Origin of the sequence: Planococcus salinus (assembly GCF_003719725.1) — a bacterium.
GTDB lineage: Bacteria > Bacillota > Bacilli > Bacillales_A > Planococcaceae > Planococcus > Planococcus salinus.
This window is the reverse complement of the sequence record NZ_RIAX01000005.1, coordinates 187339-208291: the sequence shown is the minus strand read 5'-3', so window position 1 is coordinate 208291 and position 20953 is coordinate 187339. Positions and strand designations below refer to the sequence as shown.

At 36.6% G+C, this 20953-nt stretch carries 18 protein-coding genes; all 18 read left to right on the top strand.

Features of this window, described 5'->3' with window-relative positions; genetic code table 11:
• The first annotated feature begins 3 nt into the window (after positions 1-3).
• Entirely contained in the window at positions 4-705 is a 702-nt protein-coding gene (locus EEX84_RS09185) for a CpsD/CapB family tyrosine-protein kinase (protein ID WP_123165334.1), read from the top strand.
• Between the two features lie 126 nt (positions 706-831).
• Entirely contained in the window at positions 832-1599 is a 768-nt protein-coding gene (locus tag EEX84_RS09180) for a tyrosine-protein phosphatase (protein WP_123165333.1), read from the top strand.
• Positions 1600-1828: 229 nt separating this feature from the next.
• Entirely contained in the window at positions 1829-3667 is a 1839-nt protein-coding gene (locus EEX84_RS09175) for a polysaccharide biosynthesis protein (RefSeq protein WP_123165332.1), read from the top strand.
• A gap of 202 nt (positions 3668-3869) precedes the next feature.
• Positions 3870-4985, top strand: coding sequence for a DegT/DnrJ/EryC1/StrS family aminotransferase (locus EEX84_RS09170; RefSeq protein ID WP_123165331.1), 1116 nt, complete (start codon positions 3870-3872; stop codon positions 4983-4985).
• Positions 4985-5629 carry a sugar transferase gene (locus EEX84_RS09165; RefSeq protein WP_123165330.1) on the top strand — a complete coding sequence of 215 codons (645 nt, stop codon included), beginning with the start codon at positions 4985-4987 and terminating at the stop codon, positions 5627-5629. The genes EEX84_RS09170 and EEX84_RS09165 overlap by 1 nt, the downstream gene beginning before the upstream one ends.
• Positions 5629-6264, top strand: a complete 636-nt coding sequence (locus EEX84_RS09160; RefSeq protein WP_123165329.1) for an acetyltransferase — start codon at positions 5629-5631, stop codon at positions 6262-6264. The genes EEX84_RS09165 and EEX84_RS09160 overlap by 1 nt, the downstream gene beginning before the upstream one ends.
• 43 nt (positions 6265-6307) lie before the next feature.
• The gene (locus EEX84_RS09155) at positions 6308-7522 is read left to right on the top strand and encodes a glycosyltransferase family 4 protein (RefSeq protein WP_123165328.1); all 1215 of its coding nucleotides are present in this window, start codon (positions 6308-6310) and stop codon (positions 7520-7522) included.
• A 14-nt stretch (positions 7523-7536) separates the two neighbouring features.
• On the top strand, positions 7537-8562 hold the full coding sequence (locus EEX84_RS09150; protein ID WP_123165327.1) for a nucleoside-diphosphate sugar epimerase/dehydratase: 1026 nt from the start codon (positions 7537-7539) through the stop codon (positions 8560-8562).
• A complete protein-coding gene (locus tag EEX84_RS09145; RefSeq protein ID WP_123165326.1) occupies positions 8559-9671 on the top strand; it encodes a polysaccharide biosynthesis C-terminal domain-containing protein in 1113 nt (370 codons plus the stop codon). The genes EEX84_RS09150 and EEX84_RS09145 overlap by 4 nt, the downstream gene beginning before the upstream one ends.
• 2 nt (positions 9672-9673) lie before the next feature.
• Complete coding sequence (gene wecB, locus EEX84_RS09140) at positions 9674-10798, top strand: non-hydrolyzing UDP-N-acetylglucosamine 2-epimerase (RefSeq protein ID WP_123165325.1); 1125 nt, start codon at positions 9674-9676, stop codon at positions 10796-10798.
• Entirely contained in the window at positions 10795-12114 is a 1320-nt protein-coding gene (locus tag EEX84_RS09135; protein ID WP_123165324.1) for a glycosyltransferase family protein, read from the top strand. Before wecB ends, EEX84_RS09135 begins: the two co-directional genes overlap by 4 nt.
• Positions 12115-12116: 2 nt before the next feature.
• The gene (locus tag EEX84_RS09130) at positions 12117-13196 is read left to right on the top strand and encodes an EpsG family protein (protein ID WP_123165323.1); all 1080 of its coding nucleotides are present in this window, start codon (positions 12117-12119) and stop codon (positions 13194-13196) included.
• 61 nt (positions 13197-13257) lie between these two features.
• A complete protein-coding gene (locus EEX84_RS09125) occupies positions 13258-14526 on the top strand; it encodes a glycosyltransferase (protein WP_123165322.1) in 1269 nt (422 codons plus the stop codon).
• Between the two features lie 62 nt (positions 14527-14588).
• Positions 14589-15779 (top strand): glycosyltransferase family 4 protein, encoded by a 1191-nt coding sequence (locus EEX84_RS09120; protein WP_123165321.1) that lies wholly within the window; start codon positions 14589-14591, stop codon positions 15777-15779.
• A 26-nt stretch (positions 15780-15805) separates the two neighbouring features.
• Complete coding sequence (locus EEX84_RS09115) at positions 15806-16927, top strand: phosphotransferase (protein ID WP_123165320.1); 1122 nt, start codon at positions 15806-15808, stop codon at positions 16925-16927.
• Between the two features lies 1 nt (position 16928).
• Entirely contained in the window at positions 16929-18455 is a 1527-nt protein-coding gene (locus EEX84_RS09110) for a lipopolysaccharide biosynthesis protein (protein ID WP_123165319.1), read from the top strand.
• Between the two features lie 323 nt (positions 18456-18778).
• Positions 18779-19666 (top strand): UTP--glucose-1-phosphate uridylyltransferase GalU, encoded by an 888-nt coding sequence (gene galU / locus EEX84_RS09105; protein ID WP_148039019.1) that lies wholly within the window; start codon positions 18779-18781, stop codon positions 19664-19666.
• A gap of 250 nt (positions 19667-19916) precedes the next feature.
• Positions 19917-20906: a hypothetical protein gene (locus EEX84_RS09100; protein ID WP_123165318.1), complete on the top strand. Its 990-nt coding sequence runs from the start codon at positions 19917-19919 to the stop codon at positions 20904-20906.
• Positions 20907-20953: the final 47 nt, after the last annotated feature.

Here is a 20953-nt window from a genome sequence, read left to right as displayed (position 1 = left end):
ATCATGGCAAAACAGAAAAAAGTAATGCAGGAAACGGCGCGGAAACTCGTCGCCCACACCAATCCGAAATCGCACGTCGCTGAGCAGTTCCGGACACTGCGGACCAACATCAACTTTTCTTCACCGGATTCAGACATCCGGTCAATCGTCGTCACATCAGCCGGTCCGGGAGAAGGCAAGTCGACCACTTCCGCAAATCTGGCAGTGGTTTTTGCGCAGGAAGGCAAAAAAGTCCTGCTCGTCGATGGAGACATGCGCAGACCAACCACTCATTACACATTCCATATGGGGAATTCGCAGGGGCTGTCGACTGTACTGACGCGCCAGACCACAGCGGCACAGGCCATCCGGAAAACCACCGTTGAAAACCTGGATTTGATGACATGCGGACCGATTCCACCGAATCCGGCGGAGTTGCTGGCTTCCCAGTCGATGGACGCGCTCATCAACCAGTTGAAAGAGCAGTACGATCTGATTTTATTCGATGCGCCACCCGTACTGTCTGTGACTGACGGACAAATCATAGCGAATAAATGCGAAGGCACCATATTGGTTGTCAATTCAGGGCAGACGGAAAAAGAACAAGCCGCCAAAGCGAAAGAAGCGATTCTGGCTTCCAACACGCGTCTCATTGGAGCGGTCTTGAACAATTTCGATCTCCCGAAAGACAGTTACCATTATCAATATTACGGCTCAGCAGAGTAAAAAGGGTTTCCTTTTTACTTTTTTTTCATGTCATGGAACAGCCATAGGAAATAAAACCGGCTCATCAATTCGACGAACCTCAATGTCGTCTTCAGGGACAGAGGTGCTTTAAAGGAGAGAGGACCAATGATCGATACACATGCACATATACTGGCAGGCTTGGACGATGGGCCTGAAACGATGGAACAGACCAAACAGCTGCTGGAACAAGCGGTGGAGGAAAAAATCACCGGCATCATCACCACGCCGCACGCTTTTCATCCGAGCTTCAAAACCGATACCACCGCTTCCCAAAAGCAGCTGGAGTTGGCGAATGACTATATCCAGCAGCAAGGAATGCCAATCCGCCTTTACAGCGGCCAGGAATGCCGCTTGAGCGAAAAGTTGCCGGAGCGCCTCCAAGCGGGCGAAGCGCTGACGCTTGCCGGTTCGCAGTACGTTTTGCTGGAATTGCCGAGTGCCGGGGTTCCGGCCTACACCGTACCCCTCATCCAACAGCTGATCACCAAAGGCTATGTGCCGATCATTGCCCACCCGGAACGCAACCAGGGCATCATCGAAAAACCGGAACGCCTCCGGAAGCTGCTGGTCCACGGCGCCCTGGCGCAAGTGACGGCAGGATCTGTCGCCGGCAGTTTCGGCAAAGCGATTCAGCGGACAGCGATGAACCTGATTTATGCCAATCTGATCCACGCCTACGGATCGGACGTCCACAGTATGGACAAACGGCCGTTTGTGTTCAATAAAGGCCTCGACTACCTGGAAAAAAAGAAACTGCATGATGTGGTCGACGTCTTCCTGGAGAACAACGACCGCATCCTTCACAACAAAAACCTGCTGGTGATGGAACCGCAGGATATCCCGAAACCTAAATGGTGGGATATTTTTGCGTAAAGCTCCATACGAAGGCCGATGAAAAAAGACTAGTACGGAGGAATTAATGAAAGTAGTCCATATGAAACTGCTTTCATTATTTTTTTGTCAAATAATGAATATAAAAAGAATAAATTAATAAAAATGCCCTTTCTTTTCCATTATTTAGATGATAGAATTATTTGGAATTAAAAATAATGGAAGCTAGAAATTGTGACAAAAGTATCTGGCAGGGAAAGGGGGAGTGGCAATGTCGTTAAAAAACAGAATTTCGTTATTAGTGCTGGTGGATTCACTGATTGTTTTTTTCTCCATCTTCATTGGCTATTATATTTTGCATCCATACATAAATGTATTTGAAAACAATTTCCTGCTCGCCAGCGCATTGACGATTTTCGCAGCGCATCATGTGTTTGCGATGCATTACGGTTTATACCGCAAAGTCTGGGAGTACGCGTCGATTGCGGAGCTGACGTCGATTTTCAAAGCGGTGACGTTTTCGATCATCGCAGTCGGTGCCGTTCAGTATTTCGTGCGCGGTGACGTTTTGCTTCGGGCGCTTGCGATTACGTGGATGCTGCATCTGTTGTTGATCGGCGGTTCGCGTTTGTCGTGGCGTCTGTTCCGTGACATGCTGTTCCGGCAAAAAGAAGCGGACACCAAACGGACGATGATCGTCGGAGCGGGAAAAGCGGGGACGATGGTCGCCCGTCAACTGGTCAACAACCCGGAAAAAGGCTTGAAGCCGGTGCTGTATGTCGACGACGACCAAAACAAACAGGGGCTCGAAATTTACGGAGTGCGTGTGATGGGCGGCACCGATGAGATTGCGGCGATTGCCGAAGACAACAGCATCGAACACATCATCCTGGCCATTCCGTCTCTCGGCAAAGTGGAAACGGCCGAGCTGATCAAAGTATGCGTCGATACCGGCATCAAGACGCAGACGATTCCGCTCATTGAAGACATCATGACGGGCAAAGTGTCGGTCACCGATATGCAGGACGTCAAAATCGAAGACCTGCTCGGGCGCGATGAGGTACAGCTCGATATGAATAAAATCGCCGGCCAGCTGACAGGAAAGACGATTCTCGTAACAGGAGCGGGCGGCTCGATCGGCTCTGAAATCTCGCGCCAGATTGCGCGTTTCGGCCCCGAAAGACTATTGCTTCTCGGCCACGGGGAAAACTCGATTTACTTGATCGATATGGAACTGCGCAAAAAAATCGCAGACGACACGGAACTGATTCCAATCATTGCGGACGTGCAGGACCGCGTGCGCATCATGGAAATCATGGAGCAATACCAGCCGGATGTGGTGTACCACGCAGCGGCGCATAAACACGTGCCGCTGATGGAAGGCAATCCGATGGAAGCGGTCAAAAACAATATTTACGGCACCAAAAACGTTGCCGACGCGGCGCATATAAGCAATGTCAAAAACTTTGTGATGGTATCGACTGACAAAGCGGTCAACCCGCCGAACGTCATGGGCGCGACCAAGCGCTTTGCGGAAATGATCGTCCAGAACCTGGCCAAACGCAGCGACACGAAGTTCGCAGCAGTGCGTTTCGGCAACGTCCTCGGCTCACGCGGTTCGGTCATTCCACTGTTCAAGCGACAAATCGCAGCAGGCGGTCCGGTGACAGTGACACATCCAGATATGACACGTTACTTCATGACGATTCCGGAAGCCTCGCGTCTGGTGATTCAGGCCGGCACACTCGCACAAGGCGGCGAAGTGTTCGTCTTGGATATGGGAGAGCCGGTGAAAATCGTTGACCTGGCCGAGAATTTAATCCGACTATCCGGATATGAAAAAGAAGAAATCGGCATCCGTTTCGCGGGCATCCGTCCGGGCGAGAAGATGTTCGAAGAGCTGCTGAACGCCGACGAAATCCAAAGCGATATGGTCTTTCCGAAGATCTACATCGGGAAAGCGAATCCGGTGGCGGAGATGGAACTGGTGTATTTACTGGAGAAGCTGCCGGAGATGGATGTGGAGACGGTGAAGGAGACGTTGGTTGGGGTGGCTAACAGAAGGAATGTTGGGGAGAAGCAGCTGGAGGTGATGGGTGTTGGTGGGTGAGGAATTTTCCTTCTTAAATTAGGGCCGATATTCCATAAACCAGCTCCGCTTTCCTGCGGGCTTGCGCCGAACTAACTCGGGCTAATCGCCCGAGTGGATTTCGACACTTCGCTATCCCGCGGGAGTCTACGCTGGTTTACTCCATATCTCCTTGTACATAAGTAAGAAATAACGTTGGAAAAAAGGAAGGAAGCATCGGAACATGGGAGAGCGAATTTTTCTTTCGTCACCGCATATGAGTGATGAAGGGTATGAAATGGAATATGTGAAAGAAGCTTTTGATACGAATTGGATTGCGCCTCTGGGTGAGAACGTCAATGAATTTGAGAATGAACTGGCTACAAAAGTCGGATCAAAGGCCGCGGCGGCATTGTCTTCCGGTACAGGAGCAATCCACTTGGCATTAAAAGCGGCTGGCGTGGAAGAAGGGGATATCGTTTTTTGCCCGACTCTGACATTTTCAGCGACAGCCAATCCGATCATGTACCAACAGGCAGTTCCAGTGTTTATCGACAGCGATTTTGAAACATGGAACATGTCTCCGACAGCGTTGGAAGAAGCTTTTGAAAAGTACCCGGAAGTAAAGGCTGTTATCGTGGTGCATCTTTATGGCTTGTCGGCAGATATGGATCCAATCATGGAATTGTGCCGTAAACACGATGTGTCAGTGATTGAAGATGCTGCTGAATCATTGGGAACTTACTATAAAGGACAGCATACGGGAACGTTTGGCGATTACGGCATCTTTTCTTTCAATGGTAATAAAATTATCACTACTTCAGGTGGCGGGATGCTTGTATCTGATAACGAAGAACGGATTGCGAAAGCAAGGTTTTGGGCGACACAATCACGGGATCAGGCACGCCATTACCAGCACAGCGAATTGGGCTTCAATTACCGCATGAGTAATGTAGTTGCGGGAATCGGCAGAGGTCAGCTGAAAGTATTGGATGATAGGGTAGCGAAGAAAAATCATATCTTCAATTATTATAAGAAAGAACTTAGCGATCTGGAAGGCATTGAATTTATGCCAACCAATGAATGGGACGAGCCGAATTATTGGTTGAGTGCGATGACGTTGAATGGCCAGATTAAACCGATTGATGTGATGGATGCTCTTGAGAAAGAGAATATCGAATCACGGCCGGTTTGGAAGCCGATGCATCTGCAGCCTTATTTTGAGAAGTATGATTTCGTTGGAACGGGTGTTTCAGAACGGTTGTTTGAGACTGGGGTTTGTTTGCCTAGTGATACGAAGATAAATGATGAGGAACTGGAGAGAGTTGTTAAGATTATTCGAGGGTTGTGGGATAAATAATGGAAGCTTCAAAAGGCGGTATATATAGAAGGTTTTTCAAACGTCCAATGGATTTTGTGCTTTCTTTGATGTCGATACTTGTTCTTAGTCCAGTGTTTTTAATTGTGGCTGTTCTTGTTAGAACGAAGCTTGGTAGTCCGGTGTTGTTTAAGCAGGAGCGTCCGGGGTTGAATGAGAAAATTTTTTCAATGTATAAGTTTCGTTCGATGACGGATGAAAGGGATACTGAAGGGAATTTGTTGGCTGATCATATTCGATTAACCAAGTTCGGTAAGTTTTTACGATCTACATCTTTGGATGAACTACCGGGTCTTTTGAATATTTTAAAAGGAAATATGTCTATTATTGGACCAAGACCTTTGTTGGTACAATATCTTCCTTTATATAACGAACATCAAAAACATCGACACGATGTCAGACCCGGATTATCTGGTTTGGCTCAAGTAAGTGGTCGGAATGCAATCAGCTGGGAAGATAAATTTAAGCTTGATGTGAAATATGTTGAGCAGGTTAGCTTCTTAGGTGATTGGAAAATAATATTTCTGACTTTGAAGAAGGTTTTTGTCCGGGAAGGTATTAGTTCGGATACTGCGGTTACGATGGAAGCTTTTAGAGGGAATGAAAGAGCGGAGGACAACGAATAATGAAAGATATTGCAATTATAGGTGCCGGTGGTTTTGGAAGAGAAGTAGCCTGGCTAATTGAACGGCTTAACAATGTAAAAGAAGAATGGAACTTTGTAGGGTTTGTGGATGATGATGAAACCCTTCAAGGAAAAGAAGTAAGTGGGTATCAAGTAATTGGAAATATTGAGTGGTTAAGAAACCAAGAAATAAATGTGGTAAATGCTATAGGAGATCCAATTATAAAAAAGAAAGTTATAGAAAGACTAAAAGATAGTAAAAATACATATCCAGTTTTAATAGACCCAAGTGTTATTCACTCTGACAAAGTTTCATTTGGTGAAGGCTCAATCATTTGCGCAGCTAATATACTTACGACTGATATTAAAGTAGGAAAACATGTAATTATAAACTTAGACTGCACTATTGGGCACGACGCGACTCTTGGAGACTATACGACTGTTCTGCCTAGCGTGAATGTTTCTGGCTTTGTAGAAACTAAAGAATGTGTGAGTGTCGGAACGGGATCAGCAATTATTCAAGGGGTTAAGATTGGTGCAAATACGGTCGTTGGAGCAGGGGCAGTTGTTGTTAAAGAGTTGCCTGCTAATTGTGTTGCGGTAGGGGCGCCGGCAAAACCTATTAAATTTTTTTGATTGAGTTAGATTTTTAGGATTTTTCCTTTGGGGAGTGTAGTAAATGAATGTGCTTTTTCTTACCTTATTAGATTTCAACACAATTGAAGAAAGTGGAATTTATACAGACTTAATGCGTGAGTTTGTAAATAATAACCACCAACTATATATAATTTCACCAAGCGAAAAAAGAAACAAGCAACCCACTAAGATGATTAAAAAAGATATATATATAATATTGAAGCCACAAATTGGGAACTTCCAAAAATCTAACCTTCTAGAAAAAGCTGTTTCAACATTCACCTTAGAATCTATATTTATGCGATCTATTAAAGAACAATATGCCAATGTGAAATTCGATTTAGTAATTTATTCAACACCCCCTATCACACTCCAAAAAGCAGTTGAATTTGTAAAAAATAGAGATGGCGCAAAGTCCTATTTGTTGTTAAAGGATATTTTTCCCCAAAATGCTGTCGACTTGGGCATGATGAGTAAAAGTGGGGTTAGAAGTATCCCATATCGTCTCTTTAAATCAAAAGAAAAAAAGCTTTATAAAAGCTCGGATTATATTGGATGTATGTCTCAAGCCAATGTAGATTTTTTGGTAAAAGAAAATCCCGAATTGAAAAAAGAGAGTGTTGAAATTTGTCCTAATAGTATCAACCCTACTAGTTTAAATATAGATGAGCAAATTAAGAAGGATATAAGAAAAAAATACAATATCCCTTCAGATAAAACAATTTTTATATATGGTGGAAATCTTGGTAAGCCGCAAGGCATAGACTTCTTAATAAAGTGTTTAGAACGGAATAAATTTAATAAGGAAGTTTATTTTATAATTGCGGGTTCTGGTACAGAGTTTGGTAAATTGAATTCCTATTTTGAAAACAATGCTCCTCCTAATGCGCAGTTGTTCCAACAACTACCTAAAGAGGACTATGAAGTCTTAGCGAATTCCTGTGATGTAGGTTTAATATTCTTGGATCACCGTTTTACAATCCCTAATTTTCCATCCCGATTACTTTCATACATGCAAGCTTCAATGCCTGTATTAGCAGCCACAGATCCCAATACTGACATTGGCCAAGTAATAGAAGATGGCAAGTTTGGATATTGGTGTGAGAGTAATGATGTAGAAGCGTTCAATCATAAAGTGAAGAAGTTAAATGACAAAATTCTTAGGGAAGAATTAGGAAAGAACGCTAGAAAATATTTAGAAGAAAATTATACACCTAAACATTCTTACGACATCATAATAAATCATTTCAAAAAATAGAAAGAGGCTAAAATATGTTTAAAGATAAAACTTTATTAATAACTGGCGGAACTGGTTCTTTTGGAAATGCTATACTTAATAGATTCTTGGATACAGATATTAAAGAAATTCGCTTATTTTCAAGAGATGAAAAAAAGCAAGAAGATATTAGAAAGCGCCTTAACAACCCTAAAGTCAAATATTACATTGGAGATGTAAGAGACGTAAATAGTATAAATACAGCAATGAATAATGTAGATTATGTATTTCATGCAGCGGCATTGAAACAAGTCCCCTCATGTGAATTTTTCCCGATGGAAGCTGTTAAAACAAACGTAGTGGGCACTGAAAATGTTCTGAATGCTGCTATACAAAATAACGTTAAGAAAGTTATCTGTCTTTCAACTGATAAAGCAGTATATCCAATCAACGCAATGGGAATTTCAAAAGCAATGATGGAGAAAGTGACTGTTGCAAAATCAAGAACTGTAAGTGTGGATGATACAAATATTAGCGGTACGCGGTACGGTAATGTTATGGCATCTCGCGGCTCAGTAATTCCTCTATTTATCGAGCAGATTAAAGCTGGGAAACCTTTGACTATCACAGATCCAGAAATGACAAGATATTTAATGTCATTGGAAGATGCGGTTGAATTGGTTTTATTTGCTTTCTTGAACTCAAATCAAGGGGATATATTTGTTCAAAAAGCTCCTGCTTCTACAATTGGTGACCTTGTTCAAGCACTTAAAGAACTGTTTAAAGTAGATAATCCGATTGAAGTGATTGGAACTCGCCACGGTGAAAAACTATACGAAACGCTTCTTACACGAGAAGAAATGGCAGTGGCTACAGATATGGGCGGCTATTACCGCATCCCTGCAGATAACCGGGACTTGAACTACAATAAATATTTCACTGAAGGTGAAGAAGAGATCTCAGAAGGATGGGAGTACAACTCTCACAATACACATCGTCTATCAATACAGGAAATTAAAGATCTACTGCTAACACTTGATGTGGTAAAAGAAGAACTGGCAAAAATGGGTGTTGCACAATGACAAAAATTTTAGTGACAGGTGCTAATGGATTTGTCGGTAAAAACTTAGTGGCAGAATTGAGAAACCGTGGATATGAGGAGTTGTATCTATTTAATAGAAAGAACTCTTCTGAAGACCTTGAAAAATTTACGAAAGACTGTGATTTTGTCTTCCATCTAGCAGGCGTAAACCGTCCTCAAAATGAAAATGAATTCATGGAAGGAAACCAAGGCTTAACTTCTCAGTTGCTCCAGTTTCTAGTTAAAAATGAGAATAACGCTCCCGTATTGATCACTTCTTCTATACAAGCGAAAAAAGAAAATCCATATGGACAGAGCAAAAAAGCTGGAGAAGATGAAGTATTTGCCTATGCCAAAGAAACTGGAGCAAAAGTATTTGTTTACAGATTGCCAAACTTGTTTGGTAAATGGAGTAGACCACATTACAATTCAGTAGTTACTACTTACTGTTATAACATAGCGAGAAATATAGATATCCAGGTAAACAATCCTGCAGCTCTTCTGGAGTTGGCTTACATTGATGATGTGTTGGAAGAATTTCTAAGAACTTTAGGTGGAAATCCAACTCTCGATGGGGATTTATGTGTTGTACCAGTTACTCACAAAATTGAGTTAGGCGAGTTAGCCGACCGAGTCAGAAGCTTTAAAGAAAGCAGAGCCTCTTTAGCTGTTCCTGCAATGAGCGATGAACTCACGAAGAAGTTGTACAGTACTTACCTAAGTTTCTTGCCTGAAGATAATTTTTCTTATGACTTGAAGATGAATGTCGATAATCGTGGTTCTTTTACTGAATTCCTCCGCACACCAGACCGGGGCCAAGTTTCGGTTAATATTTCTAAACCCGGTATAACTAAAGGAAACCATTGGCATCATACGAAAAATGAAAAGTTCCTAGTAGTAAGCGGTAATGGTCTAATTAGATTCAGAAATATTGATTCAGAAGAAATTATCGAATACTACGTGAATGGTGACAAACTGCAGGTAGTAGATATTCCGACAGGATATACGCATTCAATCGTGAACGTGGGAGAAACGGATTTAGTAACAGTTATGTGGGTGAACGAAAGCTTCGATCCAGAAAAGCCTGACACTCATTATTTGGAGGTTTAAAAATGAAGAAGTTAAAAGTAATGACTGTAGTTGGAACAAGACCTGAAATCATCAGACTTTCAGCAGTTATAAACAAATTAGAGGAATCTAATGCAATTGAACATATTCTTGTACATACTGGCCAGAACTATGATTATGAATTGAATGAAGTTTTCTTTGAGGATTTTAACTTGAGAAAACCGAATTACTTCTTAAATGCAGCGAATGGTACGGCTGTTGAAACAATCGGGAATATCCTGGTGAAAATCGATCCGATTTTAGAAGAGGTTAAACCAGAAGCATTACTGGTGCTTGGAGATACAAACAGCTGTTTATGTGCAATTGCTGCAAAGAGAAGACAGATTCCTATTTTCCATATGGAAGCAGGAAACAGATGTTTCGATCAGCGAGTTCCTGAAGAAACAAATCGCAAAATCGTCGATCATACAGCAGATATCAATTTAACTTATAGTGATATTGCCAGGGAATATCTCTTAAGAGAAGGTCTTCCAGCAGATCGAATTATTAAGACAGGCAGTCCAATGTATGAAGTCCTCAACTCGCGAAAAGAAGACATTGAGAAATCAAACATAGTTGAGAAATTAAATCTGGAAGAAGAAAAATACTTTGTTGTATCAGCTCATCGTGAAGAAAATATTAGTTCTGAAAAAAACTTTCTAGATTTGTGTGATAGTTTAAATGCGATTGCAGATAAATATGGCATGCCAGTAATCATCAGTACGCATCCTAGAACGCAAAAAATGATTGATTCTAAAGGTATTGAATTTAATTCCTTAATCAAAACAATAAAGCCATTAGGATTTAATAATTATGTGAAGCTGCAAATTAAAGCTAGAGCTGTACTTAGTGATAGTGGGACTATTAGTGAAGAGTCGTCAATTCTTGGATTAAAAGCTTTGAATATAAGACAGGCTCATGAGCGGCCTGAAGCAATGGAAGAGACTTCAGTGATGATGATTGGGTTGGAGAAAGAGAGAGTATTACAGGGTTTAGAAATTTTAGAGACTCAAAGTGCGAATACTTTAAGAAATGTTGAAGATTATAGTATGCCGAATGTTTCGGAAAAGGTAGTAAGGATTATTTTGTCTTATACTGATTATATTCAAAGAGTTGTGTGGAAGAAATGACATCATTATTTAAAAAAAGTGATTTTTATCCGAGAATTTTAATAATTAGTAATAATCCATTTAGTACTACCTCAAACAATGGAAAAACACTAGCATCTTTTTTTAAAAATCTCCCTTCTCAAAATATATCTCAATTATATTTCAATACAGAACTTCCTGACGAGGAAAGTTTTGGTAATTACTATAGAATTACAGACATGGAAATTTTAAAATCAACTTTAAATAAAAATATTAAGCCAGGTAGCAGAGTTTCTAATTCTTTAGAAGAATTTGGAAACCAAAAGAAAAAATCAGAAAAAAGTTTAAAAGTGAGAAAAAACAATTTCACAAGAATTTTAAGAGAATGTTTGTGGAATAGAAAATATTGGAATACAAAAAATTTAAATATATGGTTAGAAGAGTTTCAACCACAAATTATTTTTTTCTGTGCTGGCGATAGCGAATTTGCTTATGAAATTACTGATTATGTAAGAAAGAAGTTTAATAGCAAATTAGTTGTTTATGTTACAGACGACTATATTTTACCGCGAAAAAATTTGTCTGTATTTTGGTATATTAGAAGGAAAAAAATTAAAATTGCTATGGGAAAAGCGATTAAAAATAGTGATTTATTTATTTCTATTTCATCTCAAATGAAGAAGAGTTATGAAAAAATTTTTAATAAAACTAGTATGGTAGCTTTGAATATGAGTGAATCAATGCTTATTGAAAATTTCGATAAAAAAGATAGTGATGAGATTACTTTGGTTTATGCAGGCGGCTTACATTTTAAAAGGTATTTAACTCTGAATTTTTTAGCAAAAGCTATAGAAAAATACAATAAGGAAAAAGGAAGTACTAAAAAAGCAACTTTGAAAATATTTTCCACTCAAACTCTTGGACAAAAAGAAAAAGAATTATTAGAAATTGAAGGTGCAAGTGAATTTTGTGGTCCTTTAAAAACCGAAGAACTGAAAATAGAATTAAATAAATGTGATATTCCAGTTCATGTAGAATCCTTTGATAAAAAGAGTATTGAATCTACTCGACTTTCAATTTCTACTAAAATTCCTGAGTATCTGTCTTTGGGAAAACCTGTTTTAGCTATAGGTCCTAAAGAAGTAGCTTCTATGAAATATTTAAAAGAAAGTGCTTATTGTATAACAAGTACGGGAAATATTTCTAAGGATCTATATGAAATATTTAATAATAATAAATTGCGTGAAACATTAGCGGAGAAATCGATAAATATATATGAAAAGAATCATAATAAGGAATTAGTTGTTAAAAAATTTATATCTTCACTAATGGAGCTATATGAAGGGAAGCCAAATTAAGAATGTTATTATACCTTTTAGTTAATATAATAATAATCTTTTTTGGATTTCTTTATGAAATTATAAATTCAAAAGAAAGAAATTCAAGTAATAAAAAATCAAATTTAATTGTTCTCATATTTATAATTCCAAGCTTTATTTTGCTTTTTATATTGTCTTCCTTTAGAGGTGAATTTACAACTGATTATGATGCTTATGTGAACTTATTTAATTATTATAATCAATTTAGTTGGCTAGATATCTTTTATTTAGACATCTATCAAGAAATAGGATATGTATTTTTAAATAAAACTATTGGAGTATTTACCACTAACGAGTTGTATTTATTTATTTTTACCTCTTTAATTATCCTGCTATGTTTTTATACGCAATTTAAAAAATATTCTCCTTATATTTGGATTAGTGTATTGTTGTTTGTCACAATAGGGAGTTTCTATGCTTCTTTCAATATAACGAGACAAATACTAGCTGCTGCAATTATCTTTGCCGGCTCCCAATATTTATTTGAAAGAAAGATGGGAAAGTATATATTAACAGTTTTTTTAGCTGCTTTATTTCACAGAACTGCTTTAATTATGATTATTTTTTTCTTTATACTAAATAATAGGTTCAAGCTAAAAAATATAATAGTTATTTTTTTTATTGCAATAATATCAATGCTATATATAGGGAATATTATAGATTATATTCAAACGTATTTTTATACCGAATATAAAGTAGATTCATACGGGATGTCAGGTCTAAAATACACGAATATTGTGTTGCCAATTTCAATTTTAATCTTTGTAATGTTTCATTTTAAAAAGATTAATTTAGAAAATCTTAAATATAAAATAAGTGTAAATGCAATTATTTTTTATGCGTTCTTTAGTATTTTGGGTTTGAAAGTAATGATGATTGAAAGGTTATCTCATTTCTTTGCACCATATGCGCTGTTAATAATACCAATAATTATTTCACAAATAAAAAGTAAAGAGCTACGAGGAATGTATATCATGGCTTTAATAATCTTTTGTATCTTATACAATTATTTAGTTTTAAGAGACACTGGATACGATCCATATTATTTGATATTTAAATAAATTGTATATCTTCAAAGAAACTAATTCGAATTCCAGTAAAAATGAAAGAAGTGTTATTTATTTGAAAATTCTATGGCTAGTTAATATCCCTTTACCTGAAGTAAGCATTATGTTGGGCGACAAACCCTCGCCATTTGGAGGGTGGCTTATTAAGGCCGCAGAAGAACTATCGAAACAGAAAGATATCGAGTTATTTATTTTATTTCCCAGAAAAGGAGTTACAGACTTCACAAGATATGCTGGTGAGAATATAACGTATTATGCGTTTAAGCCCGTACAAGATTCAGATAAAAAAATAATAAGATATAATTTAAACTTCAGAAAAATTATAGAAGAAGTTAATCCCGATGTGGTGCACATTTATGGCACCGAAATGGCACACTCATTATCTATGGTAAATACTTGTAAAGAGAAACATGTTAAAACTGTTATATCTATTCAAGGATTAGTCTCAATAATTTCCAAACATACTTTTTCTACTTTACCATTTAAGATTGTATATGGATTTACCTTAAGGAATATTTTGAGGTTGGACAATGTCAAAGGATTAAAGAGACTGTTTGAAAAAAGAGGAGACAATGAGATTAAAGCTATAAAAGGAGTGAAGCATATAATCGGGAGAACTACTTGGGATAGAGCTAGCACGGCTCAAATAAATCCAGACGCAAAATACCACTTCTGTAATGAAGTCCTGAGAGAAGAATTTTATAAACATAAATGGGACATTAATCGATGTCAGGAATTTTCACTTTTTATCAGTCAGGCACATTACCCAATTAAAGGATTACATTATGTATTGAGTGCGATGCCAGAAATTTTAAAAAAATATCCGAAAACTAAATTATATATAAGTGGGAAAGATATTACCAAAACAAATACTCTTTTTGATAAGTTGTTAATAACTAATTACGGAAGATATTTAAAAAAATTAATAAAAAAATTTGATATTGAAAAAAATGTTATTTTTACGGGACCATTGAGTGAAAAACAGATGTGTGAAAGATTTTTGCAATCAAATATATTTATATCTGCTTCAACTATTGAAAATGAATCAAATTCATTAAGTGAAGCCAGAATACTGGGTGTACCGACAATAGCATCGTATGTTGGTGGTGTTATAGACAGAGTTAAGCATTATGAAGATGGAATTCTGTATCAACATGATGCACCTTATATGCTCGCTCACCATGTGGGAGAAATTTTTAAAAAGAAAGAATTAGCTATAAGTTTTTCTGAGAAAGCTAGAAAGCATTCTTTACTAATACATGATTTAGATAGAAATACTAATAGAATTATTAAGATATATAAAGATATAATCGATGAACCGTAAAAAGTACAAAATTTCTCATAAGTATAATTTAAAGAAATATGTAGTTTAGAAGGAGGCGTAATGTGAAAGTAACATTTTTTTCTAACTTTTTGAATCACCATCAACTTTCATTTTGCTTAGAAATGTATAAATTATTAGGTGAAGATTTTAAATTTGTTGCTACTGAACCTATACCAGCAGAAAGAATAAATTTAGGATATTCTGACATGAGTAATTTGTATCCTTTTTCCTTAAATACTTACACTGATAATGAAAATAAAGAAGAGGCTGTAAGATTAGGCAATAATAGTGATGTAGTTATTATAGGGTCAGCACCAACCTGCTTTATAAAAGATCGTAATAAAAAAAATAAATTAACTTTTTACTACATGGAGAGAATCTTTAAGAAAGGGAAATATAGAATTTTAAATCCTAAAGTATTCATTTCTCTTCTCAAAAATCACACATTAAATACTAATAAAAATTTATATATGCTCTGTGCTAGTGCTTATACAGCTGCTGATTTTAATATGGTAGGAGCATATAAAAATAAAACATTTAAGTGGGGATATTTCCCTGAAGTGAAAGAGCATTTTATTAACGAATTGATTTATGAAAAGAATAAAAATGAAAAAATGAAGTTACTTTGGGTTGGTAGATTTATTAAATGGAAACATCCTGAGCAAGCAATAGAAATAGCTAGAATGTTGAAGACTGCAGGATATAATTTCACTTTACAGTTGATTGGTAATGGAGAAATGAAGATATCACTTAATAAATTAATAACTCAATATGGTTTATCTGATTATGTAGAAATTTTAGGTAGCATGGATCCTAAAAGAGTTAGAGAATATATGGAATCCTCAAATATCTATTTATTTACTAGCGATTTTAATGAAGGGTGGGGAGCCGTATTAAATGAAGCAATGAATAGTGGGTGTGCGGTTGTCGCTAGTCATGCCATTGGTTCAGTGCCATTTATGCTGGAAAATAATAAAAATGGATTAATATACAAGAACGGCGATTTAAAGCATTTTTATCAATGCGTAACAAAACTCATGGACGATCCTAAGTTGCGGGAAGTAATTAGTGTTGAAGCATATAAAACAGTGGAGAATAGTTGGAATTCAAAAGAGGCTGCTAAGAGGATTTTGAATCTTTCACAGTCAATAATGCAGGGTAAGAACACCATATTTGTTGAAGGGCCTTGTAGTAGAGCATTGATACAGCCAAATAGATATGTATCTTACAAAAATGAAATTTCAAATAAATAAATTCATTTTACTTAGGAGAATTAAGTGTGATTAAAAGATTGATTGCTTTTAATAGAGTTATAGCAACAACTGTAAAAAAATTCAAAGAACACCATGTCTATTTGGCTCCTGGAAAATATGTCTTAGACCAAAATTTAAAGTATATATATAGAAACGACTTGGATACCAAAGAGTTCGTAAATAATGTGATTTTAAAAAATAATTACAAACTCAATTCTTCGTTTAGTATCAAGAGTATTTATAAAAGTTTCTTTGTTCCTCGAAAAAATATTGTGAAAGGAGAGGTGATTGATAAAAGTTTTATGGGTACTGTATATTTACTTTCAAATGATTTAACCGAAGAGAAAGATGTTAAGATTTTTGATATAAATACTAAAGAAGTTCTAAGTATTTGCGTTGAAAGAAAAGCATTACAGAAAAAGATAAATAATTATAATTACTTCAGTAAATACTTTAGAATACCTAGAGTTATCTCGTATAATCTTAGTGAAAAAATATGTTTCGAACAACTTATTATTTCTAAGCCTAAAAATGAGTGGACTGAGTTAGATTACAACAAAGTGATTTCTAATATATTTCAAACATATGCTCAATATTACTTCCAATATGCTGAGAATAATACTGTAGTTTATACATGTATGAGGGATAAGTTAACCCAAATCAGAAATGATGGTATTCTCAAAAGCCTCGGTGATATGCTAGATTTAAATATCTCAGCAGAACTAATTAATTCGAATTTACCTCTTGTAAATCAACATGGAGATTTGTGGTTATACAATATTTTACTAAGTAATAATAAAGAAAATGATATATATTTTATTGATTGGGAACATTCTGGGGAGTTCATATTTCTGTATGACCTTTTTTGGTGGATGCAGAATGAAGCAGTTTATAATAATGATATTTCTTATCTTCGTAATTATCTGGATGGAAAATATGATTCAGAAATAATTGAGTTATTTAAAGCTTTCAATATGATATTTGATCAAACCAATAGATTAGAATATTTTAACATATTTATGATTGAAATGTTGTTTAACAGAGTTTTGTCTAGTAATGAAAGCACTAAGCTTATTGTTTTAAATACATATAGGGCTTTAATGCAAGAATTAATAAGTTGTAAGATGGTAAATATAAGTGAATCCTAAAATGTCTAAAGACCAAATAAAATCCGGTGCAATATTATCTTATGTGAACATATTGTTGACCACTATCGTAGGAATATTATTCACGCCTTTTTTATTAAAAGAATTGGGTCAATCAGAATACGGTTTATATATGCTAATTGGTTCGTTAGTAGGCTACATTTCAATTATGGATTTTGGATTGCATAACACCATTTATCGGTTTATTTCTAAGTATCAAAGTGAAGAAGATTATAGAAAACAAGAAAATTTTTTAGCAACCAGTTTTCTTATTTATTGCATAATATCATTATTAGTATTAGCTGTAGGGATAGTATTAGTGAAAAATCTAGACTTTTTCTTTGCTAATTCACTCTCAGCTGAGGAATTTGCTAAAGCGCAAATTATGGCTGCTATCTTAGTTTTCAATTTAACGCTGACACTTCCTCTTGGTTCATTTCAATTTATAGCGAGAGGTTATGGGAAGTTTAATTTTGTAAATACATTAAGTATTTTAAGGATATTTTTACGTACGGGCGTTCTTTTGTCAATTTTGCTTATGGGCTATCAGTCAGTAGCGATAGTAGTAGTAGATACTATCTTTAATATTGGTATTGGTCTTGTCTATGGAGTATATTGCTTTAAATTCCTTAACCTTAGAGTGAAGTTACACAATTTAAATAAAGCATTTATAAAAGAGATCCTGAATTACTCATTTTTTGTTTTTATTCAATCAATTGTTAACCAATTGTTTTGGCAGATCGGACAAGTTACTCTTGGTATATATAATAATACAGCAGCAGTAGCTATTTACGCTCTATCAATCAATTTAGTTATGTATTACCAACAGTTTTCCTTGAGTATCTCGAGTGTTTTTATGCCTAAAGTTTCGATATTAGTTACTAAAGGAGCCACTGGTGATGACTTAACAAATCTTATGATTAAAGTTGGGCGAGTTCAATTTTTAATTTTAGGACTTGTACTATCTAGTTTTGTAATTTTGGGAGAGTCCTTTGTTCAATTATGGGCAGGACCAAGTTACACAGAAGTTTATTGGGTCACTTTAATAATTTTTATCCCCTTAACTATTCCTATGTTTCAAACACTTGCTGGTGTTATTATTCAAGTTAAAAATAAACACGCATTTAAAGCCTACGCTTATCTTGTAATGGCAGTATTAAATGTACCGGCCTCAATTTTATTAGGAACGTTAATGGGACCGTTAGGAGTTGGAGTCTCCACTGCAGTATCAATCATTGTATTTCAAGTAATAATAATAAATTGGTACTATTGGTATAAAATAGGGATAAACGTAAAAAAGTTTTTCAAAGAAACTTTAAAGGGTATTTTGTCAGTTATTATTTTAACTATTTTCTTGGGTCACTTCTTCCCTAATATAGGGGGACTCGGATGGTTGGATTTATTTTTAAAAACTATTTTTGTTGTTACAACCTATATTATTTTAATCTGTACTTTAGGTTTAAACTCTTCTGAAAAGAATGTGGTTAAGAAATATAATAAAAGAATTTTGATGAAATTTAAAAAATCTTGAAAATATAATACAAGTGTAAATTAAAATCTTGCCTCTGTGTTTAAAAAAATTCAGTATATACACGACGTTGCGTGTTCAAAATGCCATGTTTAGGAATCACTAGAGTTTCAAGACTCCGCATTCATATATTTATTATAAAAGGAAATAATCGTAAAAGTTTTCAACGCAGGGACGAATTGGAATCTGCTAGAAACGACAGCCACCAAACTATTAGGCGACTGAGCCAGAAACATCCATTGAAGAAGGCTTGCAGAAATTCGTAGATTGGTATTGCGAGTATTACGAAGTAGCAAAAGTCAGTGCAAAATGAAAAGAAGGTGCAGATGTTGGGAGTAAAGAAAGCCATTATCCCGGCGGCAGGTCTGGGTACACGATTTTTACCTGCCACAAAAGCCATGCCAAAAGAAATGCTGCCGATCGTCGATAAACCGACGATCCAATACATCATCGAAGAAGCGATTGCTTCCGGAATTGAAGACATCATCATCGTGACGGGTAAAGGCAAGCGGGCAATCGAAGACCATTTCGATCACGCGTTTGAATTGGAAGAAAACCTGATGAAAAAAGGCAAGCTGGAGATGTTGGATTCGGTGAATGCTTCATCAAAAGTTGAAATTCATTACATCCGCCAAAAAGAAGCACTTGGGCTCGGACATGCGATATGGACGGCGCGGAAATTCATCGGAGATGAGCCGTTTGCTGTGCTCCTGGGCGATGACATCGTCGAAAATGAGGAACCGTGTTTGGCGCAATTGATGAACCAATACGACAAGACAGGCAAAAGCGTCATCGGCGTCCAGCAAGTGGCGGACGAAGACACCCACCGCTACGGCATCATTGATCCCGTCTCAGTAGACGGTAAACTGATCGAAGTCAACAAATTCGTCGAAAAACCGGCAGCCGGAACCGCGCCATCCAACTACGCCATCATGGGCCGTTACATCCTCACGCCGGAAATATTCGACTTCCTGGGCGAACACCAGCTCGGCGCAGGCGGCGAAATCCAACTGACCGACGCCATCGAGAAACTGAACGACTCCCAGTCGGTCTATGCCTATGACTTTGAAGGCCAGCGTTTTGACGTGGGCGAGAAGTTCGGCTTTATCGAGACGACGATCGAGTTTGCATTGAAGCGGCCGGAGTTAAGAGAGAAGATGCTGCGGTTGTTTGAGGAGAAGTTGAAGGGAGCGTTGGTTAAGGAGAAGCAGTAAGAAAAGGATTACATAATCTTATATTAAAATTTGGCCGACCTATTATATATAAAGGTCGGCTGTAAACGCTGAATTAGAGATAGAAGATTATTAATTTTAAATAGGAACAATTCTTATCGCAATCTGCTAGGGTTTATGTCTTACAACTTAAGTAAATCTTAAAGAGGTTTTCATTTTTGTTATAATTCATCTCTCAAATATTGTTTTTTACAACTAAGAAATTTTGCACAAGGAAGAGGAAGTAACTACAATGCCCAGTTCCGTACACCATAACAATAAATTAATCAGAATTATTTTAATCGCATTCTTATTTTTGTCAGCTTGTGAAAATAAGAGTATATCCGTCGATTTGAAGAACCTAAGCTATGATAAGGAAAGTCAGGTTTTAAGTGCTGACTTCTATACTAACATACCACTAGGCACAGAAGTAGGAGGAGCAATACATACTCCTAATGGGGATCTTTTCCACGCGATTGAACCAGTAGAGATAGAAAAAGAAAATGAAAATAGAGTTGAATTTCATATAACTGATGATATGATACAAGGTTTACAGGATGGATTTTATTTTCTTGAAATGTTCATTGAGATCAATGAAAACAAGGATTTTTACAATCATGATCTGGGTGGAAGCCAACTGCAAGTTAGTAGAAGATATGAAAGTTCTGAAGATGTTAGCGTTAGTAAAGCACTAGACTCTGTAGGTGATGCTTATACTTTATACATAAAATCAAGCGAATTAAATTTTGAAACTGGATTAACTGATGAAGAGAGAAAAATAGCTTTAGAGAATGCACAAGCTGAGGAAGCCGTTGAAGAATCGGAAGAAGTGGAAGCAGATATACAAGAAACTATTGGTAAAACAGAATATAGTTCATCATTCAAAGAATATAACGACATGTATTATAAGAGTTTCAGAAATCAATTAGATTTAATTGGAAGTAACTTTGAAATCTTAGCGATGGATGGTTATGAAAATCAGAACATTGTCGATGATTTAATTAGATGGACAAGTGAGTTTAATGAATTATTAAACGTGTATGAAGTTAATGCCATTCCTGCAACTGAAAAAGACGAAGAACTTTACGTCCACACAATTCAAATGATAGAGCACCAGCGAGGAGCTAACGGATATATAATCACAGGGTTGACAGAGAGAGATGATCTTTCATTTTTCATTGCAGGAGAGCATTTATATACGATAACAGATATGTTTCTAGAAGGTTTAGAGATGTTAAATTAATAGTATCTAAAGAAAATAAAGAATGTTTGAGAACTGCTGGAAAAGAG